This window comes from Bradyrhizobium sp. USDA 4541, from assembly GCF_024171085.1.
GTDB lineage: Bacteria > Pseudomonadota > Alphaproteobacteria > Rhizobiales > Xanthobacteraceae > Bradyrhizobium > Bradyrhizobium australafricanum.
Map to the genome: position 1 here is coordinate 3030901 of NZ_JALJZF010000001.1, position 26536 is coordinate 3057436.

A 26536-nucleotide genomic window follows, 5' to 3' on the forward strand; every position below is an offset into this window, starting at 1 on the left:
CGTCTCCGGTTCGTCGCAATGGCGAGGCGATCGGGGCCCGATTCGTTTTCATCATGTTGGGACGATGCCATCGGGCAGCGCGCGCGAGAATGCGGCTATACCTCCGGCGGTGGTGATCCAGATCTCGTCACGCCGCGCCAGGATTGTCTGCAGGGCGCGCCGCAGCGGACGTAGGCGGTGCGGCTGGCCGACCAGATAGGGGTGCAACGCAATTCCCATGACGAGCGATTGCCTTTTCGACTGTGCCAGCATCTCCTCGAACGTCTCGGTGATCATGGTGGCGAACTGCTCGCCCGAGTCCTTGCGACCGACGATCGAAGGGATATCGTTCAACTCCTGCGGATAAGGCACTGAAAGGATGCGGCCGCCGTTCCGCGTCGAGAACCACACCGGCTGATCGTCCATGCACCAGTCGAGCAGGTACTCGTAGCCTGCTTCGGCCAGCAGATCGGGCGTGACCTGTGATTGCGAAATCCAGGGCCCCAGCCAGCCGCGCGGCGGCCGCCCTTCGGCTCGCGCGATGACATCGGTCGCTTCCGCGATCAATTGCCGCTCCTCGTCGGGCGCAAGCACACCCTGGCGCTCGGAATTGGTGCGGCCGTGACCGACAATTTCGTCGCCGCGGGCGCGAAATGCCTCCATGACTTCAGGGCAGTAGTGATAGATGCTGCTGTTTGCGAGCACCGACAGCGGCAGCTTCAGCTCGTCGAACAGCTCGATCAGGCGCCACACGCCGACACGGTTGCCATAGTCGCGCCAGGCATAGTTGAGGACGTCCGGATGCGGACCGCCGGGGCAGAGCTCGGCACCGAGCCCGTCGCCGAATGCGAAATGCTCGAGGTTGAGACCGACGTAGACGGCAAGCCGCCGCCCTTGCGGCCAATTGAAATCCGGGCGTTGCCCGATCGCGCTGTAGCGATAGCGTCCGTGAGCGGCGAGGACCGATCCGACAGAATCCGAGCGCAGCACGGCTTCCCTGCGCGACAGGCGGTCGCCATCTTCCGCGATCGAGATCAACACGTCGCCGGCCTCGACATTCCTTGGGTCCATCGGAATTTTCCCCGCGCGGTTGATCGCTTGCTTGACATCGGAATAATTTTGAAGAAAGTTTTTACTTCCGTCAAGTCCGCGCATAAGCGGCAGCGGAGGAACTGGCGGCTTCGATGCCGAGGCCGCCATCAGCGGAGGAACACCGAACATGAACTTCAGGAGCATAGTTTCGTCCGGACCTGCGCGTCGTTGGCCGGCTTGGCACGCCGCTGCGACGATCCTGCTGGCCGCGTTGCCGTTCGCGTTCGGCGCGCGCGCGGCCGAACCGATCAAGATCGGCCTGGTGACCGCCCTGTCGGGACAGTCGGCGCGCGCCGGCGAGGCGCTCACCCGCGGAGCGACGATCGCCATCGAGGAAATCAATGCGAAGGGCGGCGTGCTCGGACGTCCGCTCGAGCTCGTCCGCCGCGACGACGAGAGCAATCCGGCCAAAGGGCTGATCGCGGCGCGCGAGTTGATTCAGCGCGAGAAGGTCGCGGTCCTGGTCGGCGGCCTCGACACGCCGGTCGAGCTCGCCATCGTGCCGTTCGTCAACAACGTCAAGGTGCCGTTCGTGGTGCCATGGGCCGCCGGGACCAACATCACGCGGAACGGCGCCCCGTCCAACTACGTGTTCCGCGTCTCGGCCATGGACGATGAGGTCGATAAGGCGATCGTCCAGTTCTCGCGCAAGACGTACAATGCGAAGAAGCCCGGGCTCATCCTGGTCAACAATCCCTGGGGCGAGTCGAACGAGCATGGCCTGAAGGCGGCATTGAAGGCTGCAGGAATCGAGCCTGCCGGCGTCGAGAAGTTTGAAGGCAACGACGTCGATGTCGTTTCCCAGCTGTCGCGGCTGAAGCAGGCGGGCGCCGATACGCTCTACCTGGTCGGCAACGTCGGACCGTCCTCCCAGGTGGTGAAATCGCTCGACCGTATGGGCTGGGCGCCGCCGATCGTCTCGCATTGGGGGCCGGCCGGCGGCCGCTTCACCGAGCTAGCCGGGCCGAGCGCGGAGAACGTGATCTTCGTCCAGACCTACAGCTTCTTCGGGAACTTGTCGCCGGTCGGCAAGCGGGTGATGTCGGCCCTTCAGGCGAAGTATTCGGACATCAAGGGGCCTGCGGACGTGACGCCGGCGGTTGGCGTGGCCAACGCCTACGACTCCATCCTGGTCATTGCGCGAGCGATCGAAAAGGCCGGTGGCACCGAACCGACCGCCGTCCGTGACGGCTTCTACGCCATCGATCGCGTGGATGGCTTGATCAAGACCTACGAGAAGCCGTTCGCGCAGGACAAGCACGATGCGCTGACGGCGGGCGACTACATCTGGGCGCGGTTCGAGGACAACCACATCATGCCGTTCGCACGGAACTGACCGCGCGAGATCGTCCGACAAACAAGCAGGGTGGTCATCGATGTCATTTCTTCCCGCGGTGATAACAGGACTGGCGCTTGGGAGCATGTACGGGCTGCTTGCGCTTGGCTTCCACGTTACCTACGCCGTCTCCGGCACGGTCAATTTCTCCCAGGGCAGCTCGATGACCCTGGGAGCCGTTGCCGGCTACTTCTTCCTCGTGCTGTGGGGCTGGCCGGCGGCGGCCGGCATTCCCGCCGTTCTGCTCGTCTGCGCGGTCTATGGCCTGCTGATTGAGCGCTTTGCGGTTCGGCCATTCGTGCAGCGCGGCTCCGACAACTGGCTGATGGCGACCGTTGCGGTCGGCATCATCGTCGACAATGTGATGATGTTCGTCTTCGGCAAGGAGCCGCGCAGCTTTCCGTCCGTCTTGGCGGCCAAGCCGATCCAGATCGTCGAGGGCGCGGGGGTCTATCCGTTGCAACTCCTGATTCCCCTGGTCGGATTGCTGCTGGCGCTGGCACTTCATCTGCTCAGTCGCAGGACGCGTCACGGCGTCGCCATGCTCGCGGTGGTCCAGAACCCGAACGCCGCGCGGCTGATGGGCATCAACGTCAGCGGCGCCATCGCGGCAAGCTACGCGGTCTCGGCGATGCTGGCCGGGGTTGCGGCGCTGCTGATCGCGCCCCTGTTCAACGTGTCCTCGGAAATGGGCACGCTGTTCGGCATCAAGGCCTTCGCGGCGGCGATCATCGGCGGTCTCGGCAGCGCCTGGGGCGTGATGCTGGCCGGGCTCTGCCTCGGCCTGATCGAGGTGTTCGCGACCAACTATCTGGGGTCGGTCTACACCCAGATCATCACATTCGCCTCGGTGATCGCGATTCTTGTCGTCCTCCCCCACGGGCTGCTCGGCCGAGCCGGAGTGAAAAAGGTATGACCTCTCGCGTCTCCGTTCTCGCCGCCGTCGCGGCACTCGCGGCCGCCATCCTCTATGCCGCCGTTGCCGACAGCTACGGCGTATTCCTGGTCGCGACCATCGCGCTGACGGCGATCGCTTGTATCGGCCTCAACGTGCTGCTCGGTCTCGCCGGGCAGATCTCGCTCGGCCACATCGGCTTCATGGCGATCGGGGCCTATACGACCGTGCTCCTGATGGAGAAGGCAGGGTGGCCCTATCTTGCGGCGACGGCTGCAGCGATTGCTCTTGTCAGCGTCGTCGGTGGTCTGCTCGCGATGCCGGCCTTGCGTGTGCGAGGTCCATATCTCGCGATGGTGACAATCGCCTTCGGCTTCATCGTCGAGCACGGCACGATCGAGTGGCGCGACCTCACGGGCGGCGGCAACGGCCTGATCCTGACCGCGCCGCCGGAGGTGTTCGGCTTTCCGCTGTCGGAGCGGCATTTGGCGATCGCGGGCGTCGTGCTGGTGTTCGCCGGCCTCATCCTGTTCGAGCGCTTGAAGCGCAGCGGCTGGGGCTACGCCATGCGTGCCGCCCGCGACACCGAGGTTGCGACGCGCTCGATCGGCATTGATCTCGTGCGGGTCCGCACCGTGGCGTTCATCATCTCGGCGGCAGCGATGGCGTTGGCGGGGGCGCTATTTGCGCCCCTCCAGGGCTATATCAGCCCAAGTTCGTTCCCCTTTCTGCAATCGATCCTGCTGCTGTTCGGCGTCATGGTCGGCGGCGCCGGCTCGGCGCTGGGGCCGGTGATCGGGGCGGCGCTCGTCGTGCTGCTGCCGGAAATGCTGTCCGATCTCGCGGAGTATCGTCTGCTTGCCTTTGGCGTGTTGCTCTTCGCCGTGCTGCGGGTCGCGCCCTCGGGCATCATGGGGCTGATCGAGCAATTCGCTGCAAGGTTCCTGCCGGCGGGATCGAAGGCCGATACGGGCGCGGGGGCCGTCGAGCCGGTCGCCGACCTCAGCATCGGAACCAACAGCGCGTCGCGTCTTGACGTCGCAAACCTCTCGATCTCGTTCGGCGGTGTCTGCGCCGTGCAGGACGTCTCGTTTACCGCCGAACCCGGCACGGTAATCAGCGTCATCGGCCCAAATGGTGCGGGGAAAACCAGCGCGCTGAATCTGCTTTGCGGCTTCTACCGCCCGAAATCCGGCACCGTGAAGCTTGGCGACCGCGACGTCACCGGCTTGCCGTCGCACCAGCTTGCGCGTGTCGGAGTGGCGCGAACGTTCCAGACGACGCAGCTCTTCGGCTCGCTCTCGATCATCGAGAATGTCCTGCTGGCGGCGACGGCCGGCAAGCTCGGTAACATCGTGTCGGCGCTGCACAATGACGCGCAGGAGCGCCTTGCACGGTCGCTGTTGCGCTTTGCGGGTGTCGACGGCGATTTGAGCAGACGCGCGGACGCGCTGCCCCATGGTGAGAAGCGACTGGTCGAGATCGCGAGGGCGCTCGCCTTGCGTCCGAAGGTCCTGTTGCTCGACGAGCCGGCCGCGGGTCTTTCGAAGGGCGACAAGCAGCGGCTGACGGTTCTGCTCCGTCGCATCGCGGAGACCGGGATCGCGGTCATCATCGTCGAGCACGACATGCCGATGATCATGTCGCTAAGCGACCTCATCGTCGTTCTCGATGGCGGCAAGCGCATCGCGATCGGCGATGCGGCGGCGATCCGCAACGATCCGCTGGTCCGCAAGGCCTATCTCGGCGATGCGCCGTCGGGTGAGCGGCGCCGCGCGACGCGCCCGGCAAAACAAGGCACGGCGCTCGAAGTCCGCACGCTCGATGCCTTCTATGGCCTGTCGCGGGCGCTCGGAGGGATCGACCTTGCCGTCGCGCCCGGCGAGGCCATCGCCGTACTCGGCGCCAATGGAGCGGGCAAAACCACCCTGATGCGCTCGATTGCCGGTCTCGAACCACCGCGGTCGGTCGGCGAGATCCGGCTGTCCGGCGCCCGCGTCGACAAGATGCCGGCGCATATCCGCGCCAGGGCCGGCATCGTGCTGGTACCCGAAGGACGGCAGGTGTTTCCCGAGCTGACGGTGCGGCAGAACTTGCAGCTCGGCGCTTTCGCACGCAAGGGTCTCGAACTCGACGCGGAGATCGACGCGATGTTTGCCCGCTTTCCGCGCCTGAAGGAGCGTATCAACCATCGCGCGGGCCTTTTGTCGGGCGGCGAGCAGCAGATGCTCGCAGTCGCGCGTGGGCTCCTGACCGCGCCCAAGGTCTTCATGCTTGACGAGCCGTCGCTTGGACTGGCGCCGCTTGTCGTCGACGAGTTGTTCGCCTCGTTCGAGCAGCTTCGCGTCGAGGGGATGACCCTGATCGTGGTCGACCAGATGGCCGGGCAAGCCCTTGCGCTTGCCGACAGGGCCTATCTGCTTGAGACCGGCACCATCCTGAAGAGCGGTGCGGCCGAAATCATCGCGGAGGATCCCTCGCTTGAAGCCGCCTATCTCGGCGGAGAGGCCCACGGGAGTAGCGTGCCGCGAACCGCCGTGCTCACGTCCTGACGCCATGGTTGCGCAGCAGGAGATCGGTGTGATGCGGCCAGGCAATACGTTTCGCGACCTGCCCGGCGCGCCCGTGTCTGAACGATTCGACGGCGGTGCCGTAATCGAGGTCGGCGTGCTTGCGCGCCGCGCGCTGCGCAGCGGACGGCGCGGCCGTATTGCGGCGGTGTTCGAGCGCAGCCTTTATGCGGTGCTCGACGATTGCTGGATCTGCATCGGTGTCAAAGACCTCGGCTCCGGCCCGCTGCATCTTCGGTGCACCGGGATCGAGCCGCGGCTGCTCGTTCCCGGACAAGAGGTTGCGATCGTCGACACGATGCTGCTCGTCGACGGTATGCGGTTTGCCGGTTTCGAGACGGCCTCCGTATGGGCGCCGCCGCCTTCGCCGGAATGGACGCTCGACAGTTTGCGGGTAGGGCTTGCGATGGTCGATCAGGTCTGGCGTCGCTTGCCGGTCGAGCAGGGGCTGGCCGCCTCGGGTGGCGCGGAGCCGCCCACAAGGCCGTCGCGGGTGCTCGCTGCCGCGGCGCCGGCGCTCGCCGCGCTCAAGCAATTGATCGAGGCCGGGCTTCGCGGAGAGCGATGCGTACCGCGTGACTACCCGGAGATCGTCGAATTGATCGGACTTGGTCCCGGGCTCACGCCATCCGGCGACGACTTGATCGGCGGCGCGCTGGTCGCGCTCGCCAGCCTCGGCCGTCTCGCGACGCGCGACGCGCTGTGGAAGACCTGTCGCGCGCATCTCGGCCGGACCAATCAGATCAGTGCCGCCCACCTGCACAGTGCCGTGCTTGGCTTCGCGGCGGCGGCGCTCCATGAAGCCATCGACGCGACGATTGGCGGACGGGTCGATCGTATCAAGTCCGCGGTCGCGGCGCTGTCGCGGATCGGGCAAAGCTCTGGACTGGATGCGTTTGCAGGTGCGCTGATGGTGTTGCGCGCGATCGAGTGCCGGCTGCTCAACGACAGCGCGCTGCATCATGCCGGCCTCACCGGCAACGGCCCGCCGACGCGATCAATCGCACGGGCCTAAACGATCATGCGACACAACGGGAATTCGGACGACAGGTTGCATGTTTGACAAAGTAAAAACTTTCTTACTAAGATCGATGCATCGGATCTCGGGAGGCCGCAAGTGGTGACCAAGCAGGAAGGGACGCCGAGCGGGCGTTTGTTGATGAGCAAGCCGAGCGTGGTGAACGTCGGGCTGGCAGGCTTTGTGAAGGACTTGCGGGACTGCGATGTCGAGGTCGTACAGGTCGACTGGACGCCTCCCGCCGACGGCGATCCCAAAATGGCGGCACTGCTCGCCAAGCTCGGTACGTGAGAGCGCGGCCATGAAGCTGATCGAAGACGCCAACAAGCAGGCGCTGGCCCGCATCCTCGAGGGTGAGCCCAGGCTGATCGATATCGTTCCGGCACGCGACGTGCTGGAAGGGTTGAAGGAACGCATGATCCTTCATGCCGGGCCGCCGATCACCTGGGACCGAATGTGCGGTCCGATGCGTGGCGCGGTGGCAGGCGCCATCGTGTTCGAAGGCTGGGCTCCGGATCTTGAAGCCGCCTTCGAACTCGCGGCCGGCGGCGGCGTCGCCTTCCACCCCAACCATCATTTCGGCGCGGTCGGTCCGATGACCGGCATGACCACGGTCTCCATGCCGGTGTTCGTCGTCGAGAACGTCAAATATGGCAACCGCGCCTACTGCGCCATCAACGAGGGCCTTGGCAAGGTTATGCGCTTCGGCGGCAATGACGATAGCGTGCTGGCCCGCCTCGGCTGGCTGCGTGATGTATTCGGGCCGGTGCTGGCCAGGGCGATCCGCGCGCATGGCGGGATCGACCTGAAGGCGATCATCGCGCGCGGACTCTCGATGGGCGATGAAATGCACCAGCGCAACCTGGCCTGCTCCAGCGTGTTCCTGCGCGAGATCGGGTCGGCGCTGGCGCGCACCTCGACGGACAACGAGGTTCTCGCAAGCTGCATTGGCTTCATCGCGCAGAACGATCAGTTCTTTCTCAACATCGCGATGGCGATGGGCAAGGCGCTGACCGATCCCGCCAGCGGGATTCGCGGTTCGACGGTGGTGACCGCGATGTGCCGCAACGGAACCGACTTCGGGGTCCGCGTCAGCGGATTGGGCGATCGCTGGTTCACGGCGCCGGTGGAAATGCCGGAAGGGCTCTATTTCCCGGGCTATTCGCGCAAGGATGCCAATCCCGACATGGGCGACTCTGCGATCGTCGAGACGGTCGGGCTTGGTGGCTTCGCGATGGCAGCAGCTCCGGCAGTTGCCGGATTCATCGGCGCCGGGGCGCCGTCGTCGGCGGGCAATTTCACGCGGGCAATGAGTGAAATCACCGTCGGGCAGAATCCGGAATGGACGATCCCCGCGCTCGACTTTGCCGGCGTGCCGACCGGCATCGACGTTCGCCTGGTGGTGGAGACCGGCCTTGCACCGGTCATCAACACCGGCATCGCGCATCGCGAGCCCGGCATCGGCCAGGTCGGCGCCGGCGTGGTGCGGGCGCCGATGGCCTGCTTCCGGCAGGCCGTTCTCGCCATTGCGGAAGATCTGGGGGTGTCATGAGCGCGTTTGTCCTGAACGAAATTCGCAAGGGCTTCTATCTCGACTCGGTGGCGTTGATGCGGTTGTCGCGCGAGATCGCGTCGGCGGCGGGCGTCATCGAAGCCGCGCTGATGATGGGCACGCCGTCCAACCAGGCGATCTTGCGCAACGCCGGATTGCTCGATGGCGAGGTGATCGCGCAGGGCAATGATCTGATCCTCGCGATCAAGGCCGAGAGCGAAGCGGCGGCACGCGTCGCGCTTGCCGAAGCGCAAAAGGCGCTCGATCGCCCCAAGACGAGCAGCACGGGCGAAGCGGCGTGGCGGCCGCGCAGCATTGCCGCGGCCGTCAAGGCCGCACCCGCCGCCAACCTCGCCCTGATCTCCGTTCCCGGCGAGTTCGCCGCGGCAGAAGCGCGCAAGGCGCTGAACCGCGGACTTCATGTCCTGATGTTCAGCGACAATGTCTCGATTGCGGATGAATTGTCGCTGAAGCAGCAGGCGCGCGAAGCGGGCCTCTTGATGATGGGACCGGACTGCGGCACGGCGATCATCGGCGGCGCGCCGCTCGCCTTCGCCAACCGGCTGAAGCGTGGGAGGATCGGGATCATCGGCGCATCGGGGACCGGTACGCAGGAGGTGTCGTGCCTGCTGTCCGAGGCGGGCGAAGGAATTTCCCACGCCATCGGCGTCGGCGGACGGGATTTGAAGAAGGAGATTGGCGGCATCACGACATTGATGGCGATCGACGCCCTCGATGCCGATCCCGAGACCGATCGCGTCGTGCTCATCTCCAAGCCGCCGCATCCGGACGTCGCCAGGGCCGTGCTTGGCCGGATCGGCCGGAGCTCGAAGCCCTACACAGTGTGCTTCATCGGCGCCGCCGCGGCGGACCTGCCGCCAAATGCACGCTTTGCGACTACATTGAGGGAAGCGGCCGAAAAAGTCCTGGGCAACGGCCGGAGCATTGGCGGCAAGTTCGACGCTGCCGCCGTGGCTGCGCGTTTGCCGCCGCGACGCAAGGCGGCGCAGCGGATCGAAGGGCTGTTCGCCGGCGGCACGCTCTGCGCCGAGGCGCAGGTGATCCTTGCCGCGGGCGGTCGCAAGGTGGCATCAAACGCCGCTATTCCCGGCGTCCCGCATTTCGGTGAGCCGGAGGCGCAGGGGAGGGACCGCATTGTCGACCTCGGGGCCGACGAATATACCCAGGGCCGGCCGCATCCGATGATCGATCCCTCGGTGCGCGACGATGCGTTGCGGGCGGCGCTGGCCGATCCCGCGGTCGCCGTCATCCTGCTCGATCTCGTGATCGGATACGGCGCACATGACAATCCGGCAGCGCATCTTGCGGCTGTCGCGGCGGGCCGCGCGGATGACGCGCCGGTCCTGGTTGCGTCAGTGACGGGGACCGAGCTCGATCGCCAAGTGCGTTCGGCGCAGATCAGGCTGCTCGAGGACGCCGGCATCGTGGTGGCGCCGTCGAATGCCCAGGCCTGCGACCTTGCTCTCGCTTTTTCCGTCAACGACGTCAGGATGCCGCGCTATGCGAACACTCAATGAGGTCCCGCGCCGTCTCGTGATCGCGATCGGCGGCAATGCCGTCCACCCCGAAGACATCAGGGGCACCTCGGACGAGCAGAAGGCGGTCGCCCAGCATACGGCCGAGGCGCTGCTGCCGCTCGCCGAACTCGACAACGAACTGGTGATCACCCACGGCAACGGGCCGGTGGTGGGCAAGATCATGATGCGCCAGATGCTGACGATGAGCCGGATCCCGCCGATGTCGATGGACATCTGCGTCGCACACAGCCAAGGTGGCATCGGCTATCTTCTGATGCAGGCGATTGAGAACGTCTTGCGTGCGCATGGCAACGGCCGGCACGTCGCCAGCCTGCTGACCCAGGTCGAGGTCGACGCCAACGATCCCGCCTTCGCCAATCCGACCAAGTTCGTCGGACCGTTTTTCACCGAGCAGGAAGCCCAGCGCATCAGCGCCGAGTTGAACTGGAAAATGCGCGAGGACTCCGGGCGTGGCTGGCGCCATGTCGTGCCGTCTCCGAAACCCAAACATGTCTGCGACATTTCGCTGGTCGACGCGCTGGTCAAGCGCGGCACGATCGTTATCGCAGGCGGCGGCGGCGGTATGCCCGTGATCCGCGACGAACGGGGCGTGCGCACCGGCGTGCCGGCAGTGATCGACAAGGATCTGACCTCGGCCCATATCGCCAACGTGCTTGGCATCGAGGAACTGCTGATCCTGACCGCGGTGCCCCGCGTCGCGATCAATTTTGGCAAGCCCGACAAGAGGGAGCTGGATCAGGTCAGCCTGGCGCAGATCAAGGCCTATCATCGCGAGGGCCATTTTCCGCCGGGAAGCATGGGGCCCAAGGTCGATGCCGCCATCCGCTTTCTCGAAGGTGGTGGAAAGCGCGCGATCATCAGCCATCTTAATTGCGCAATGGGCGCGCTGACCGGCGAGACCGGGACCCACATAGTTCCCTAGCGTTCGTCAAATGCGATGGCGGCACCATTGATGATGGCCGCCGGGATCTGCCCAGCGGGATACCGATGTCGGTCGGCCGCGAGCACGGGCCCGGAACCATGCCGTTCCGCTCGGGCTGCCTGCGCGCCTATTTCAGTATCGCCGCGACGTTGTCCTTTGTCACAACGTCGAGACCGGTGTGGATGATCGGCGGCGCCTTCTGGCCTTTCTTGATGGCAAGCAGCGTGTCCATCGCTTTCTCGCCCATTTCGAACGGGCGCTGGCCGATCAGCGCATTTGCGTAACCCTCATTCAAAAGCTCAAGCTGCATCTTGAGGGTGTCGGCCACGACGAGCGTGAACTTGCCGGCGTCCATGTCCTTCTTGCTCTTGCTGGCGAACGCCTTGAAGCCTTCGGGCGCGAACATCGGCCAGCCACCGACCGGGATGATGGCTGCAAGGTCGGGAGCAGCGGTGCGCAGATCGTTCATCTGCTGAACGCCGAGCGCGGGATCGTCGTTGCAGAAGGTCGGCGAGCCCCCGACCTCGGTCCACTTCGAGCCCTTGAGTGCCTCACGCACGCCGTCGACCCGCTCGGCCAGGTTCTCCGCACCCGGCCCGCCGGAGATCATCGCGTATCTGCCGCCATCAGGCCGCAGCTTCAGCAATTGCTTGCCGAGCGCGAGGCCGAACTCCTTGTTGTCGGTGCCGATATAGGCAATCCGCTTCGAGCCCGGCGCGTCCGAGTCGAAGGTGATGACGGGAATGCCGGCTGCACTTGCCGCCTCGATCGACTTGGTCATCGCGGCAACGTCGGCAACCGAGATCGCCAGGCCATCCACCTTTTGAGTGACGAAATCCTGGATGATCTGCGCTTGCGTCGCCGGCTCGTGCTCGACAGGACCCTTGTAGATGCATTCGATGTTGCCGAGCTCCTTGGCGCGTTTCTGGCAGCCGTCGCGCGCGAAATCGAAGAACGGGTTGTTCATGGCCTTGGGCACGATCACGAATCTGTAGCTCTGGGCCAGGCCAGGCGTTGCCATCATGGCGAGGACCGCAGCGGCAAGAAGTGCCTTTCTCATTGTTTCCCTCCACATTTCTTATCGTGCCTATCCGCTCAAATCTGCGGCTCCGGGAGGCGGATAGGCGGACATCCATGATCCTCCAGGACGAACTCTTCAGGCCATGCGCGAGCGGAGACGATCGACCAGCACCGCGGCGATGATGATCACGCCCACCAGGGTCTGCTGCCAGTACGAGTTGACCTGCGCGAGCACGAGGCCGTTGCGGATCACCTCGAGCAGCACGCAGCCGACAATGGCCCCGAGCGGGCCGCCGGCGCCGCCCGCGAGATTGGCGCCACCGATGACAGCGGCCGCAATCACGTTGAGCTCATAGGATGTCGCCATGTTCGCCGGCGCCGATCCCAGCCAGCCCGAGACGATGATGCCCTGCAGACCCGCCGCGAGCGCACAGATCACGTAGATCTCGATCTTCACCCGGACGACCGAGATGCCGGTCAGCGCGGCCGCCTTCTCGTTGCCGCCGACGGCAAAGACGTGGCGGCCGAAACCAGTGTGATGCAGCACGACCGCCATCGCCAGCGCGAGAACCACGAGATAGATGAACGGCGCCGGCATGCCGAACACAACGCCGGATGTCAGCGTGTAGAAATATTCGGCGTCGGGGCCGCCGGGAAAACTGCCGCGGCCGTTGGAGACGACGTAGCCCAGGCCGCGCACGATCGAGAGCATGCCGAGCGTGGTGACGAACGGCGACAGTCCAAGCACCGCGATGCAGAAGCCATTGACGAGGCCGACAATCAGCGCGACGCCGAGCCCCGCCAGAACCGAGACGAGCAGAATCAAGCCGGGCATATTGGCAATCACGGTCTTGCCGTCAGGGGCTAAATGCACGAACCACTCCGCGCCGGGCATGCCCGGTGTCGAGACGTGCGTCATCACCATGGAGGTGGTCATCGCTGAAAAGCACATCACGGAGCCGACCGAGAGATCGATGCCGCCCGTGATGATGACGAAGGTCATGCCGAGCGTGGCGATGGCGATGAAGGAAAAGTTCTTCGCCACATTCTGTATGTTGCCTGCGGTCAGGAAATAGGGGCTGGCGAAGTTCATCAGCACGAACAGCGCCGCCAGCGCCAGCAGGACGTAGCCGGTCTGCGAGGCGAACAGGCCGCTGCGCCACCATCTGGCCTTGCCGACATTGGTGAAGGTGAGGGGAGATTCCAGGGGCGTGGCCATCACGCAGCCTCCTTCGCTCCCGTGATGAGGGAGGTGACTTCCTCGGGGCTGGTGTCGCCGATCGCCTTGTCGGCGCGCTTCTCGCCGCGCCGCATGACGACGACGCGGTCGCAGACAGCGAACACGTCGGGCATGCGGTGCGAGATCAGCATGACCGCAACGCCCTGTTCCTTCAGGCGATGGATCAGGCCGAGGATCTGCTCGACTTGGCGAACCGAAATCGCGGCAGTCGGCTCGTCCATCATCACCAGCCTGGCGTTGGAGAGCCGCGTCCGCGCGATCGCGACCGCCTGGCGCTGGCCGCCCGACATCTGCTTGACGAGATCGTGCGGGCGGGTCTCCGAGCGCAGCTCGCCGAACAGCTGCAGCGCGCGCGCTGCCATCGCCTTGTGGTCGAGCAAGGCGAATGGACCAAGCTTGCGCTTGAGCTCGCGGCCGAGGAAGACATTGGCCGCCGCCGTGAGATTGTCGGCGAGTGCGAGGTCCTGGTAGACCACTTCTATGCCGACCGCACGGGCATCGATCGGACGGGCGAAATGAACCGCCTTGCCATCAAAGCGGATCTCGCCGTGACTTGGCGGAAAGTTGCCGGCAATGATCTTGACGAGCGTCGACTTGCCGGCGCCGTTGTCGCCCATCAGGCCGACCACCTCGCCGGGCGACACGCGGAGGTCGACGCCATGCAACGCGCGAATGGCGCCGAACTCCTTGCCGATGCCCTTCAACTCCAGGACCGCTAGCCCGGCGTCGTGAGGGGTTACCATGGCTGGCTTTGCTCAAGCATGCTGGCCACCTCCGCTCAGAAGTGCACCAGCGTGCGCAGACCGAGAATCCAGGCGTTGTCGGTCTTCACGCCGGCGGCATTGTACCCGCGCCCGCCAGGATGCATCACATACTGGGCGTCGAACTTCAGGTTCATCCAGCCCGTCGCCTGCCACCCGTACCAGGCTTCGATCGGAACTTCGTTTCCTCCGGCGTTGGGCGTGAGCGCAGCGGTATTCACATGGGTCGTACCGACCGCAAAGCCGACTTCGTCCTCCGGGCGCGAGGCGAACGTTCCGGTGTGCCTGAAGCCGAATGCAATCTGGTAATCCTGGTACGACGTGCGGTGGTCGGCGACGGTCGTATTGAGGAAGGTGTACCAGCCCTGTGCCTTGGGACCTTCAACCGTCAGCCGCTGCAGGATCGATTCATAGACGCCATAACGACCGCGCGAATCTCCGAGATTCTGGTCCGAGACGCCGCCGGTGCCCGGAGAGATCGCAATGATCCCCGGTAGGCCGCCATCAATTGTCGATGCGCTGTCATACCAGCCGCCAAATCTCCAGGTCCCGTTCAACGGACCGCTCGGCGCCCAGACCACCTCGACCGGCACCAGCACGCCCGAGGCGGGGCTAGAGCCGGGGACACCCGGCAGGAAGTAAGTCGCGGAGTCCGACGTCGTCAGGTAGTTCGGGTTGGCGTCGTAGACGCCGACCGAGAGCTGCCATTCCTTGGCGAAGTTGTAGTGCACCACACCGGCCCATTGGCTCACCGGCCAATTGTAGATGTAGCCACCCTGGATGTTGCCGGGCTGGCCGCCGCAGAAGGTCAGGTTGATGAACTCGCAGAGACCAAAGAAGAAGTCGGAGCCGACCGGAAGACGGCCGCCCTTGAGCTCAAGGCGATCATCGAACAGCTTCTGCGAGTAGTAGAGTTCGGTCAGGCGAAGAATGCTGCCGCGGCCGAACACTTCGTTGGTCAGCTGCAGCGCCGGAATTCCCGCCTCGTCATTCAGGTTGCGGCCGAAGCGGTCGACCAGCGTGAGGCCAACCGTGCCGCCATGGATGCCGGCAAGTTTTGCCATGTCGAACTTGGCCTGAAAGAAAAGCTGTCCGGCTTGGGTCGCGGTGTTCCTGTTGCCGCCCGACAAATTGCCGACGGCTTCGTCGCCCAGTGTCAGGGCCAGCGAGATCCCTCGCTCCTTTAGTTGCGTCCTGCCGAGATCGCCGAACAGATATGGTCTTGTCCAGAAGTCATCGGTCTCGGTGTAAGGCACCGGCGGAGCCTTCGACATGAGATCGGCCGCATGCGCGCCGCCGCCGCTGAACAGAGATAACAACGCCAACGCCATCCCCACGCCGCACGCCCGCGCGGTGTTTACAGACCTAAGTGACATTTTCTGCACTCCCAGCGTCCCCGGCTTTGTCTATTTTTGTGCCACGTTCCCGTCCAAAGCCCTTCAGCGGGGAACGCGATAGTTTCAATTCATCGCTCTATCAATCAGAGATAGAATGCGCGCACGCAAAGCCCTCCGAGACGGTCGCGAGGGTCTGCCTGCGGCTCACTGGGCCAGGCTTGCTGCGCCAAATTGGATACGAGCGCCGCGAGCTTGATCGATCTTGCGCCTCGAACTCCTTCCCCTCGTTCCTCTACTCAAGCCGCCGCGACCATATTCCCGGTCCGGGTTCTTCCTTTTCGAGTTGTCATGCCTGATCGCCCGTCGTCGTCGGCAACGCAGCTGCGCTATGCTGAGCTGCGCCCTGCAGAATTGTGCTTTCCTTCGATCTTGGCGCAGTGCGGGCGAGGCCTGCCAGCGCGGCTTTGCGCCGTCGACGGGCCTGCAATTGCTGATCCGCCAGCACACCGATCAGGATCACGGTCCCCATCACCGCGAAGTTCAGCGAATTGGGAATGCCGAGGATGTTCACAAGGTTCTGCAGCACCTGCAGCAACGCCGTCCCCAGCACGATGCCCAGAATGGAGCCCTCGCCGCCGCGCAGGCTACAGCCGCCGAGGACGGCCGCCGCGATCGCATAGAGTTCGTAGAAGTTGCCGAAGGAACTCGGAGAAACCGAGTTGGTGTAGAACACAAACATCACGGTCGAGACGCCGGCGAGCCCGCCGCTGATGACATAGGCGGTCGCAATCACGAGATTGGTGTTGATGCCGGAGAAGCGCGCCGCTTCCTCGTTCTTGCCCACGGCATAAAGCCAGCGCCCGTAGACCGAGCGGTGCAGCAGTACGCCGAGGATCAGCGCAAGGATGATCAGGAAGATGAAGGTGTTCGGGATGCCCGCAATATTGCCGGAGGCGATATTGCTCAGCGTGCTCGCCTCGTCGCCGTAGCCAAAGCCGCGCGTCGAATCGCTGGTGTAATAGCGCGCGGCGCCGCGATAGATCAGCAGCCCGCACAGCGTCACGATGAAGGGCTGCATTTTCAGCCGTGTAATCAGGAAGCCCTGGATGCCGCCCAGCGCAAGCCCGCCCATCAGGACCAGCACCAGCGCGAACGGCCAGGGCACCTGATAGGTCGTCAGCAGGTCGACGAAGATGACGCCGAGTAGCGCGAACATCGAGCCGAGCGAAAGATCGATTCCTCCGGTGATGATGACGAGGCCTTCACCGAGCGCGAACACGCCGAACAGGCCGATCAGATTGGCCATGTTCAGCAGATTCACGACCGACAGGAAGGCCGGATTGATCGCGGCGGTGATGGCGGAGATCACCGCCAGCAGCAAGAATAGGCCGAGTTCCTTCTTCATCATGGCGCAGCGGCCTCCATGGTTTCGAGCGCCTGGCCGACCGCCAGCCTCAACACGTTGTATTCGCTGAACTGGTCGCGCTCGATCACGCCGCTGACACTGCCTTCATGCATCACCGCCACCCGGTCGGAGACGCCGATCACTTCCTCCATGTCCGAGGAGATCATCACGATCGCGACGCCCTGGTCGGCGAGGCTGCGCATCAGCGCGTAGATCTCGCTCTTGGCGCCGACATCGATGCCGCGGGTCGGCTCGTCGAAGAACATCACGCGCGGCTGCATGGAGAGCCACTTGCCCAGCACCACCTTCTGCTGGTTGCCGCCGGAGAGCGTCACGGCTTCGATGTCGATGCTCGGCGCCTTGATGGACAGCCGCCTGGCCTGGTCTTTGGCGATTCTGAGCTCGGCCGCGCCGTTGACCAGCCACATCCGCGCATGATCCAGCAGGCTCGCGAGCGTCATGTTCTCTCGGATCGGCAGTTCCAGCACCAGACCGGATTTCTTGCGATCCTCCGGCACCAGGTAGATCCCTTGCCTGATCGCGTCACGCGGCGAGGCGACGCCGACCGGGGCGTTGTCGATCCGGATCTCGCCGCCCAGCATCGGATCGACACCGAACACCGCGCGGGCAAGCGAGGTGCGGCCGGCGCCGACGAGCCCGGCGAGGCCGAGGATCTCGCCGCGCCGCACCGACAGATTGATCTGCCGGTCGGGAAAGGCAGTGGTCACGACGCCGGCGATATCGCAGCCGCCCGGCTGCGGCGTGCAGGACGGCGGTGTATATAGCGCCTTCAGGTCGCGGCCGATCATCAGCCGGATCATGGCGGCGTGGCTGAGCTCGTCGCGCGCCAATTCCCCCACCGTGCGCCCGTCGCGCAGCACCACGACGCGATCGGCGCAGCTCATGATCTCGCCGAGCCGGTGAGAGATGTAGATCACCGAGATGCCGTGCGTCTTCAGGTCGGCGATCGCCTCGAGCAGCCGTTCCGTCTCCGAAATCGTCAGGCTGGAGGTCGGTTCGTCCATGATGATGACGCGGGCGTCGATCGAGAGCGCCTTGGCGATCTCCACCATCTGGCGCTCCGCGATCGACAAATTCTCGACCAGCGTGCCCGGCGTGAAATCGGCGCCCAGCCGTTCCAGCAGCGGCATCACGCGGGCGTGCATCTGCACATTGTCCACCAGCTTCAGCGGGCCGCCGGCCAGCTTCTCGCGTCCGATGAAGACATTGGCCGCGACGTCGAGATTCTCTAACAGGTTCAGTTCCTGGTGCACGAAGGCGATGCCACATCGCGTCGCCTCGGTCACCGTCATCCGGGCGTGCTCGGTGCCGCCGATGCGGATCACGCCGGTGCTCGGCGCGATCACGCCGGCCAGCACGCGCATCAGCGTCGATTTGCCGGCGCCGTTCTCGCCGATCAGGCCCAGCACCTCGCCGCGATTGACGCGCAAATTGACGTCGTCGAGCGCCCTGACGCCGGGATAGGTCTTGCTGATTCCGCTGAGTTCCAGCAGCGTTTCCGCCATTCGGCATGTCCTCCTGCACAACGCCCGGCGGCCTGTGGCGGCCGGGCGTTGAAGCCGACTGAAGTTACTTCTTGAGTAGTTCCTTCAGATGTGCGGCGAACTCCGCGACGTTGGTCTTGCTGATCACCTTGGTCGGCACGATCAACTTGCTGTCCTTCGGAATCCAGGACTTGTCACCGTTCAGCGTCTTGATGATGTTGGTGGCGGAGAGATAGCCGAACTCGTAGGGCTGCTGCACGACCGTGGATTCGATCGTGCCGTCGGAAATGCCGCGCAGCGTCCGCTGGTCCTCGTCGAAGCCGACGATCTTGACCTTGCCGGCCTTGCCTGCGGCCTTCACCGCGTCATAGATCAGCGGCGTCTCGTAGCTCCATAGGCCGGACAGCAGCGCGATGTCGGGATATTTGACGAGCACGTTCTCCATGTTCGCCTTGGCCTTGGCGAAGTCCACCTGGTCGGTGAACACGTCGACCAGTTCGACCTTGGTGCCGGCGATCGCTTCCTTGATGCCCTGCACCCGCTCGCGGGCGTTGTCGGCGTCCATCGTTCCGACGAACAGTGCGATCTTGCCGCCGTTCGGCAGCGCCTTCTTGATCTCCTCGCCGGCCTGTCGCCCCGCCGCGACGTTGTCGGTGCCGATATAGGCGAGGCGATTGCTCTGCGGCGCGTCGCTGTCCGTGGTGATCAGCACGGTCTTGGCGGCAACCTTGTTAAGTTCTTCGGTTGCATGCGGTGCATCGTCGACCGAGATCGAGATGCCGGCGACGCCGCGCACCAGCAGATCGTCCAGTTCGCGCCGCTGGCCGGCCGCCGTCCCTTCATTGGTGACGATCAATTCGATATTGTAGTCCGGGTGCTCCTTCTGCGCCTTCTCAAGCCCACGGCCCGCGATGGTCCAGAAGTCGGCCGCGACATTGGTCACCAGCGCGATGGTCTTTTTCTGCTGTGCCTGTGCTACCCCCGTCGCCATGGCGAGCGCGGCAGCGCCCGCCATGAGCGGCACGATCAATTTTCTGGTTGAGACATTCATATGCACCTCCCTGTCGACACCCCCGGTGAGGGGATTTCACGCCCGGCGCTTTTCACGCCTTATTTTATTCACGTAACTAATAAATTAGCGCGACAAAATGTCCAGTCAAGGATGATCATGATCACGCCTTCGGCCAATAATAGTATGGGAGTGATGTTTTTCAGTCGCTATCCGCGCTTTTTGACCCACAAACGAGTAGCCTGCGTTGAATAATTTCATCAAGAGAATTAAAAAGCGCAATATGAACGAACAGCCCGAGCCGTTGAGACGTGCTTCGAGCCTGGCCCGCGGATCGAACCCCGGCCGTCTCGTCGAGGTACTGCGACGCCAGGGGCCGTTGCCGCGGGTCGAGCTCGCACGCAGCACGGGCCTGAGCTTCCCCGCCATTTCGGCCATCACGTCGAAGCTGATGGCGGAGGACCTGCTGTGCGAAGCCGAGACAGATGCGGCGACGCTGTGGCCCGACGACGCCGACGAAGAGGACGCGGATGGTGGCCGTCGCCGCGGCCGGCCGGCAGTCCTGCTGACCCTGAATCCCGAATTTGGCCGCATCATCGCGGTCTCGCTGCGCATGAATCTGGTCGAGACACTGATCGCCGATTTCAGCGGCTCCGCCCTGGCGCAATCGCGACTTGAACTCGCGACGCGCGCGCTCGATGCAAGCGCACTATGCGAGCTAGTGATCGCACAGATCGACGCCATGCTTGAGGCGACCGCCACGCCGCGACATCGCTTGCTCGGAATCGGAATAGCGCTGCAGGGCATCGTCGACGGCGATACCGGCCGGCATCTGTGGAGCCCGGCGCTGTCGATCACCGACGTCGATCTTGCCAAGCCGATCCACCAGGCGTTCGCTGTCGAAGTCGTGATGGCGAACGACGCGGTCGCGGTCGCGCTGTCCCTCGCTGCCGCCGAACCGGCACTGGCGCAGGGCCTCACGGCCACGATCATGGTGGGCCACGGCGTCGGCATGGGCATCATTGTCGACGGTGAAGCGCGCTGGGGTGCCGGCGCGGGCAGTGAGATCGGTCATGTCAAATTGGCGCTGAACGGCCCGCAATGCCGCTGCGGTCAGCGCGGCTGCATCGAGGCCCATCTTGCCGACTATGCGCTTTACCGCGATGCCCGCACCTTTCTCGACTTGCCGCCCGCGGCGTCGCAGCAACCGTCCGAGGCGCAGATGGCTCTGTTGCGCGATCGGGCACGGAGCGGCGATTCCCGTCTCGAGCACTTGTTCCAGCAAGCGGGTCACGCGCTTGCCGAAGCGGTCGCCACGACGATATCGGTGCTGCGCCCGCATCACGTCATCCTCGCAGGTCCTGGCCTGCAGGCATTCGACATGATGCGCAGTGCCTATGAGGAGAGGCTCGACCAGGCGGTGCTGCCGTGGCTGCTCAAGTCCACGGCAATATATGTGCGTCCAAGCGAGTCGGCGACCATCGTCGACGGCATGGTGCGGCGGACGCTGCGGGTCGTGGACCGCAGCCTCATGGAGACAACCGAGTGAACCTCGGAATCTGTGGCCCTTTTGCCTGAGCCGCAGCAACGCAACCGACGCCCTTCAGGCGCCAATATCGAGAGGATGCCAATGCAGGGCGCCATCTATCCAAGTCTCAAGGACCGGACCGTACTGGTCACCGGCGGCGGTTCCGGCATCGGCGAGGCGATCGTCCGCCGGTTCATCGGCCAGGGCGCGCGGGTCGGATTCATCGATATCGATCTGACGTCGTCGGAGCAGCTACTGTCCGATCTCGGGGCACAAGCCCGCGTGCACTTCGAACATGCCGATCTGCGCGACATCGGCGCGCTGCGGCGCGCGGTCGCCGGCATCCGCGAGGCGCTCGGGCCGGTCACCATCCTGGTCAACAATGCGGCCCGCGATGATCGTCACGCGATCGAGGACGTCACACCGGAATTCTGGGACGAGCGGATCGCCGTCAACCTGAAGCACCAGTTCTTCAGCGCTCAGGCGGTCGCGCCGGACATGAAGCAGGCAGGGGGCGGTTCGATCGTCAACATCGGCTCGGTGAGCTGGGTGATCGGCCAGGGCAACATGCCCTGCTACACAACGGCCAAATCAGCCGTTCAGGGCCTCACCCGGGCGCTAGCCCGCGATCTCGGGCCGCACAACATACGGGTCAATTCCATCCTGCCCGGATGGATCATGACCCAGCGGCAGCAGGATCTGTGGTTGACGTCTGAAGGCGTGGCCGAACTGATGCAGCGCCAATGCCTCAAGCGCAAGCTCGTGCCTGATGATATCGCCCGCGTCGTGCTGTTCTTCGCCGCCGATGACAGCGGTGCCTGCACCAACCAGAGCCACATCGTTGATGGTGGCTGGGTCTAGCGCTTCAGGTAATCCGGCAAGGTAAACCCGTCATAGAAGCGGTCGGACAGGATCGTGGTCTTGAACGTCTGTGATTTGTAGCCGGCGACGATGTCCTGCGCCCACGGCGAGCCCGCATTGGCCTGCTTCACCGCGACCACATTGATATAGGGCGTTGTCATCTTCTCCAGGGCGAATGCATTGGTCAGCTTCAAGCCGCTGTAGATCGCGAAGTTGCCCTGGATGGCGGCGAAATCAACGTCATCGAGCGCGCGCGGCGCCTGTGCCGCTTCCAGCGGCACGATCTTGATGCCGCCGGGGTTCTTGATCACGTCGAGTTCGCTGACATCGACCGGCTTGGAGTCGCGAATCTCGACGAGGCCGAGATCGCGCAGGATCCAGAGCGCACGCTGCAGATTGACGGGATCGTTGGGCACGGCCACGGTCGAACCGGGCTTGATCGGCGAGCCGACCGGGTGCTTCTTCGAGTAAAGCCCCATCGGGGGCGTCGGGACGTGGACGATGCCGACGAGGTCGGTTTGCTGCCGCTCGTTGTACGAGTTCAGGAAGATCGTGTGCTGCATGACGTTGGCGTCGATCTCGCCCTTGAACACTGCATTATTGGCTTCCAGCCCGGTCGAAAACTCGACATAGCGGATACGGTAGCCCTTCTTCTCGAGTTCCGGCGCGACGCCAACCTTGAATTCGTCGATGTAGGGGCCCGGCACGAAGCCGACTTTCAGATCGGATTTGGCTGATGTCTCCGCGTGCAGGGCGGCGCCGGTCAGAGCACCGAGAATGAGCAGGGTCGAAACGAGCAGGACGCGCGCAGTGGTCATTGAACTCTCAAATCCTCAGGCTGTGGGCAAATAGCGATCCGGCCGACGCGGGGTCGGCGGTTTCGATCACGTCAGGCGATCGCCTTGATCGATCCGGAAAACACGCTTTGCGGCCGGCTCAGTCCGTAATGGTCACGCAGCGTCGTGCCGCTGTACTCGTCGCGGAACAGGCCGCGCTTGCGCAGGATCGGCACGACCTGCTCGGCGAAGATATCGAACCCGCCGGGTAGCCAGGGCGGCATCACGTTGAAGCCGTCGGCCGCGCCATTGTCGAACCAAGTCTGGATGTTGTCGGCGATCTTCTCCGGCGGGCCCGCGATCACCCAGTGGCCGCGCGCCCCGGCGAGACGCTGCACGAGCTGGCGGATGGTCGGCTGCTCGCGATCGACGATGTCGACCACGAGCTTGAAACGGCTGGCGACCCCGCGGGCGCTGCCGGTGTCGATCAGGTGGCGCGGAAAGGGACCGTCGAGGTCGAAGCCGGAGAGGTCGAGCCCGATCATCTGGCGAAGTTGGGTCAACGAGTATTCCGGCTGGATCAGCTCGTTAAACTCGTCCTGCAACAGGTCGGCTTCGGCCTGCGTGCTAGCGATGAACGGACTGATGCCCGGCAGGATCCTGACCTGATCGGGGCTGCGGTCGAACGCGCGTGCCTGCCGCTTGATGTCCGCATAAAACTCCTGGGCGCTCGCCAGCGTCTGATGCGCGGTGAAGATCGCTTCGGCATAGCGCGCGGCAAAGGCGCGTCCGTCATCAGACGAACCCGCCTGGACATAGACCGGCCGTCCCTGCGGCGTCCGCGAGATGTTGAGCGGGCCGCGTACCCGGAAGTGCTTTCCGACGTGATCGATCGGATGGATCTTTCCCGTATCGGCGAAAATGCCGGATGCGGGGTCGTTCACCACGGCGTCGTCTTCCCAGCTGTCCCACAGCCGCGTGATGACATCGATATATTCCCGCGCCCGCTCGTAGCGTTCGTGGTGAGGTGGATGCTCGGGCAAGCCAAAGTTCTGCGCCGCCTGTGCCGTGCTGGTCGTGACGATGTTCCAGCCGGCCCGGCCGCCGCTGAGGTGATCGAGTGACGCGAACAGGCGGGCCAGATTATAAGGCTCGGTATAGGTCGTCGACGCGGTCGCGATCAGGCCGATCCGTTTCGTGGCGACGGCGATCGCGGCCAGCCAGGTGATCGGCTCGAACCGGAAGCGTTGTGCGTAGCGAACATTGTCGGCGAGCGCGGGACCGTCGGCGAAGAAGATCGCGTCGAATTTCTGCGCCTCGGCACGCTGCGCCAGCTCCTGGTAATAGCTGACGTCAAGGATGCGATCCGCCGCAGACCCCTGGTAGCGCCACGCCGCCTCGTGATGGCCGCCGGGATAAATAAAGAGGTTAAGGGAAAGCTGTCGTTTGCTCATCTCGGATCTCGTGAGTTTTGCTGATTATTATTGGTGGGACGGCGCCTTGTGCGCAAACGCGAAGCGCAGGTAGCGCTCCAGCTTCAAACCTTCGGGCGTGCGCTGTTCTTCGACAAGGCGCGCGAAGGTGCGGCGCACCAGTTCGCGCTCGTGAGGGGTGAACGCTTCGAGGAAATTTCCGAATGCGCTCGCTTCCGACCACTGCAGCAGCGATGCCGCATCGTCGTGGATATCGATCAGCGCGCGCAGCTCGCTGCGGTAGCCGGCGAAGCCGTGTGCCGCGAACAGCGATTTGAGCTCCTCGTCGGTCGATCCGAGCACCGGGTTCGAGTCCTGGCGATCGCCGGCAAGACCCGCCTCGATGATGGCGCGACGAAGCAGCAGGCGCGACTGGTGCGGCCTGGACGGATCCTGCACATTCAATCCGAGGCGGCCGCCGGGCTTGAGCACGCGCCGGACCTCCCGCAGCGCGCGATCCTTGTCGGAGATCCAATGGAAGACGCTATTGAGATAGACTGCGTCGAACTGCGCGTCGTCGAAGCGCGACAGTTCTTCGGCGCGCCCGGTGGCGAACTGGAGGTTATCCCCCTGCCGAAGGCGCGCAATTTCGATGCGGCCGGCAAGTGGATCGATACCGATCACGCGGCCGTCCGGACCGACCAGTCCGGCGACGAATTCCGCAAGCCGGCCGGTTCCCGTCCCGATGTCGAGCACGTGCTCGCCGGTCTTGATGGCGAGCGGCCCGATCAGGAACTTGCCGTGGCGAAATTGAACGAGTCCCGCTTCATCATAGGAGCGGGCGAGCTCCGGGGTATCGTGTTCAAGGCTGATGTTGCCGGCAGTTCGCGGCATTTCGAGAGATCCATCGTTGCTCGCCGCGCGTCGACGTCAGGCGCGTGCGCTGCGTCAGACTCTATGTCGGCGGCGGTGAAATGAATTTGCGTTGTTGCACGGCAAGAGAGCATGAACGTGACGAGTTCGTCGTTCACCGGAGATGACTGCGATCGCGCCGATCCCGGCGACGTATGATTTGGGAAGTTCTCCCGATCGATCGCGCCGATCCCGCACGTCGCAATGCACATGAGATGATCGGTCAGGCGGCGATCATCGCAAATATTTCAATGCCCGCGTTGTCCACGACGCGAACATTGCCTGCTATCAAAAACAAAGCTGGTTTCGTTTCATTGACTGAATGTCGATCGCTTTTACGATTTGTAACGTCAAAGCGAGGTGGTCATTCATGCCGCAATCCGATCCCGACAGCGTCGCCCGCGAGGCCCTCCGGCTGATCGGGGTCGACCCACAGAACTGGGTGCCTGATCGCGACGGAATCGATCACAACGTCGTCGTGGTCGGCGGTGGCCAGTCCGGCGCGGCCTTCGCGTTTGCGTTTCGGCGCGCCGGGATCGGCAAGGTCTCGGTGATCGACGCCGCCGCCGACGCCAGCAATGCCGGCGTGTGGCTGACGAGCGCGCGAATGCACAAGCTTCGCACTCCGAAGACGCTTCCAGGTCCGGAGCTCGGTCTGCCCGGTCTCGGTTTCCAAGCATGGTATGAAACGCGCCATGGCGCGGCGGCCTTCGACGCGCTCGATCGGATTCCGCGGCTCGACTGGGCGGCCTATCTCGACTGGTATCGCCGCGTGACAGGCGCCGGCATTCGTTACGGTACGCGGCTGCTCCGCATCGAGCCCGCAGCCGATCATTTGCGGTTACATCTGGAGCGGAGCAGGGTCACGACCATCGAGACCACGCGCAAGCTGGTGCTCGCAACCGGCTTTGCGGGTAGCGGGGGCGCTTATGTCCCCGACGCGCTGCGTGTCCTGCCGAAACGATTCCGTGCGCATACATCGGAGAAGATCGATTTCAGGACGCTGCGAGGTCTTTCCGTTGCGGTGATCGGGAGTGCTGCGTCGGCCTTCGATGCGGCGGCCGCAGCCCTTGAGGCCGGAGCGCGTGATGTTCATCTGTTTGCACGCCGGGAAACCTTGGCCGCGTTGCCGGTCATTCGGATCCGCGGCTACCCGGGAGCCTATGACAACTATGGCAGCTTGCCCGACGCGGTGCGCTGGCATCAAGCGATTCGGTTCAGGCAGGCTGGGTCGACCCCGCCGCCGGATGCGATCTCGCGCGCGGTAGCCTTCCCCAATTTTCATCTGCACCTGGGCGCACCCTGGACCTCGGCGCAATTGAAGGGGGTGCGGCCGGTCGCCATCACTCCGCAGGGCGAGTTCGCGTTCGATTTCGCGATTGCGGGAACTGGCTATTCCGTCGATCTGGGCGCGCAGTCAGAGCTCGGCGATTTCGCCGACGAAATCCTGCTGTGGCGAGATCGCTTCGTGCCGCCTGACGACGAAAAGGACGATCGCCTGGCGGCCTATCCTTATCTCGGGTCCGGGCACGAGTATCTGGAGAAAGTTCCGGGCCGCGCGCCGTATCTGAAGGACATTCACGTCTTCAACCCGGCAGCATTTGTCAGCTTCGGCCTGCCGATCGGCGACGTTCCAAGCTTCAAGCGCGACATTCCGGGGATCACGGCCAGGGTCAGCCGCGATCTGTTCCTGGCCGACCTTGCATCTCACGAGGCGCGCATCAACGGAGAGATCGCGGAGGATTTCACCGCCGAGCTCTATGCACCGGCTGTCTGGCGACCGCCGCAGCCCGTCGCGGCGGAATAGCGAGGATCACGACCACATCATTGATCTCCGCCGTCGTTTC

The 26536-nt window shown here is 64.3% G+C and carries 22 protein-coding genes; 11 read left to right on the forward strand and 11 right to left on the reverse strand.

Annotated elements, in window-relative coordinates:
- Positions 1-51: 51 nt before the first annotated feature.
- Entirely contained in the window at positions 52-1050 is a 999-nt protein-coding gene (locus J2R80_RS14245) for a polysaccharide deacetylase family protein (protein WP_375162580.1), read from the reverse strand.
- Positions 1051-1198: 148 nt separating this feature from the next.
- Here J2R80_RS14245 and J2R80_RS14250 point away from each other — a divergent pair, with 148 nt between their 5' ends.
- The 8 genes from J2R80_RS14250 to arcC all read left to right on the forward strand — a co-directional run bounded on the left by J2R80_RS14250 (position 1199) and on the right by arcC (position 10923).
- Complete coding sequence (locus tag J2R80_RS14250; protein ID WP_371852122.1) at positions 1199-2407, forward strand: ABC transporter substrate-binding protein; 1209 nt, start codon at positions 1199-1201, stop codon at positions 2405-2407.
- Between the two features lie 40 nt (positions 2408-2447).
- The gene (locus J2R80_RS14255) at positions 2448-3323 is read left to right on the forward strand and encodes a branched-chain amino acid ABC transporter permease (RefSeq protein ID WP_253638776.1); all 876 of its coding nucleotides are present in this window, start codon (positions 2448-2450) and stop codon (positions 3321-3323) included.
- Positions 3320-5854: a branched-chain amino acid ABC transporter ATP-binding protein/permease gene (locus tag J2R80_RS14260; RefSeq protein WP_253638777.1), complete on the forward strand. Its 2535-nt coding sequence runs from the start codon at positions 3320-3322 to the stop codon at positions 5852-5854. Before J2R80_RS14255 ends, J2R80_RS14260 begins: the two co-directional genes overlap by 4 nt.
- Before the next feature lie 31 nt (positions 5855-5885).
- Positions 5886-6887: a DUF2877 domain-containing protein gene (locus J2R80_RS14265; RefSeq protein WP_253638778.1), complete on the forward strand. Its 1002-nt coding sequence runs from the start codon at positions 5886-5888 to the stop codon at positions 6885-6887.
- A gap of 102 nt (positions 6888-6989) precedes the next feature.
- Positions 6990-7181, forward strand: a complete 192-nt coding sequence (locus tag J2R80_RS14270; protein WP_168855260.1) for a hypothetical protein — start codon at positions 6990-6992, stop codon at positions 7179-7181.
- 10 nt (positions 7182-7191) lie between these two features.
- Positions 7192-8442, forward strand: a complete 1251-nt coding sequence (locus tag J2R80_RS14275) for a DUF1116 domain-containing protein (protein WP_253606984.1) — start codon at positions 7192-7194, stop codon at positions 8440-8442.
- On the forward strand, positions 8439-9980 hold the full coding sequence (gene fdrA / locus J2R80_RS14280; RefSeq protein WP_076826936.1) for an acyl-CoA synthetase FdrA: 1542 nt from the start codon (positions 8439-8441) through the stop codon (positions 9978-9980). The genes J2R80_RS14275 and fdrA overlap by 4 nt, the downstream gene beginning before the upstream one ends.
- Positions 9964-10923: a carbamate kinase gene (gene arcC / locus J2R80_RS14285; protein ID WP_057017420.1), complete on the forward strand. Its 960-nt coding sequence runs from the start codon at positions 9964-9966 to the stop codon at positions 10921-10923. The genes fdrA and arcC overlap by 17 nt, the downstream gene beginning before the upstream one ends.
- A 127-nt stretch (positions 10924-11050) precedes the next feature.
- On the opposite strand, the gene J2R80_RS14290 is transcribed toward arcC, so the two are convergent.
- From J2R80_RS14290 to J2R80_RS14320, 7 genes are all read right to left on the reverse strand, one after another.
- Positions 11051-11983 (reverse strand): sugar-binding protein, encoded by a 933-nt coding sequence (locus tag J2R80_RS14290; protein WP_253638779.1) that lies wholly within the window; start codon positions 11981-11983, stop codon positions 11051-11053.
- A gap of 96 nt (positions 11984-12079) precedes the next feature.
- Positions 12080-13162 (reverse strand): ABC transporter permease, encoded by a 1083-nt coding sequence (locus J2R80_RS14295; protein ID WP_225642737.1) that lies wholly within the window; start codon positions 13160-13162, stop codon positions 12080-12082.
- Positions 13162-13926, reverse strand: coding sequence for an ATP-binding cassette domain-containing protein (locus J2R80_RS14300; RefSeq protein WP_141340361.1), 765 nt, complete (start codon positions 13924-13926; stop codon positions 13162-13164). Before J2R80_RS14300 ends, J2R80_RS14295 begins: the two co-directional genes overlap by 1 nt.
- Positions 13927-13961: 35 nt before the next feature.
- The gene (locus tag J2R80_RS14305) at positions 13962-15320 is read right to left on the reverse strand and encodes a carbohydrate porin (protein ID WP_076826941.1); all 1359 of its coding nucleotides are present in this window, start codon (positions 15318-15320) and stop codon (positions 13962-13964) included.
- Between the two features lie 307 nt (positions 15321-15627).
- Complete coding sequence (locus J2R80_RS14310; RefSeq protein ID WP_229189718.1) at positions 15628-16689, reverse strand: ABC transporter permease; 1062 nt, start codon at positions 16687-16689, stop codon at positions 15628-15630.
- Complete coding sequence (locus J2R80_RS14315; protein ID WP_253638780.1) at positions 16686-18212, reverse strand: sugar ABC transporter ATP-binding protein; 1527 nt, start codon at positions 18210-18212, stop codon at positions 16686-16688. Before J2R80_RS14315 ends, J2R80_RS14310 begins: the two co-directional genes overlap by 4 nt.
- 64 nt (positions 18213-18276) lie before the next feature.
- Positions 18277-19242, reverse strand: a complete 966-nt coding sequence (locus tag J2R80_RS14320) for a sugar-binding protein (protein WP_225158724.1) — start codon at positions 19240-19242, stop codon at positions 18277-18279.
- Between the two features lie 241 nt (positions 19243-19483).
- Here J2R80_RS14320 and J2R80_RS14325 point away from each other — a divergent pair, with 241 nt between their 5' ends.
- Both J2R80_RS14325 and J2R80_RS14330 read left to right on the forward strand, forming a co-directional pair.
- Complete coding sequence (locus J2R80_RS14325; protein WP_168855345.1) at positions 19484-20749, forward strand: ROK family protein; 1266 nt, start codon at positions 19484-19486, stop codon at positions 20747-20749.
- Positions 20750-20830: 81 nt separating this feature from the next.
- On the forward strand, positions 20831-21589 hold the full coding sequence (locus tag J2R80_RS14330) for an SDR family NAD(P)-dependent oxidoreductase (RefSeq protein ID WP_057017428.1): 759 nt from the start codon (positions 20831-20833) through the stop codon (positions 21587-21589).
- Here J2R80_RS14330 and J2R80_RS14335 read toward each other — a convergent pair.
- The 3 genes from J2R80_RS14335 to J2R80_RS14345 form a co-directional block, all read right to left on the reverse strand.
- Positions 21586-22407, reverse strand: coding sequence for a MetQ/NlpA family ABC transporter substrate-binding protein (locus tag J2R80_RS14335; RefSeq protein WP_141340368.1), 822 nt, complete (start codon positions 22405-22407; stop codon positions 21586-21588). The two genes, J2R80_RS14330 and J2R80_RS14335, sit on opposite strands and share 4 nt — an antisense overlap.
- Before the next feature lie 71 nt (positions 22408-22478).
- Positions 22479-23819 carry an LLM class flavin-dependent oxidoreductase gene (locus J2R80_RS14340; RefSeq protein WP_253638781.1) on the reverse strand — a complete coding sequence of 447 codons (1341 nt, stop codon included), beginning with the start codon at positions 23817-23819 and terminating at the stop codon, positions 22479-22481.
- A gap of 27 nt (positions 23820-23846) precedes the next feature.
- Positions 23847-24671: a class I SAM-dependent methyltransferase gene (locus tag J2R80_RS14345; RefSeq protein WP_057017431.1), complete on the reverse strand. Its 825-nt coding sequence runs from the start codon at positions 24669-24671 to the stop codon at positions 23847-23849.
- A 388-nt stretch (positions 24672-25059) separates the two neighbouring features.
- On the opposite strand from J2R80_RS14345, the gene J2R80_RS14350 reads away from it, so the two are divergent.
- Complete coding sequence (locus J2R80_RS14350; RefSeq protein ID WP_253638782.1) at positions 25060-26496, forward strand: FAD-dependent oxidoreductase; 1437 nt, start codon at positions 25060-25062, stop codon at positions 26494-26496.
- Positions 26497-26536 lie beyond the last annotated feature (40 nt).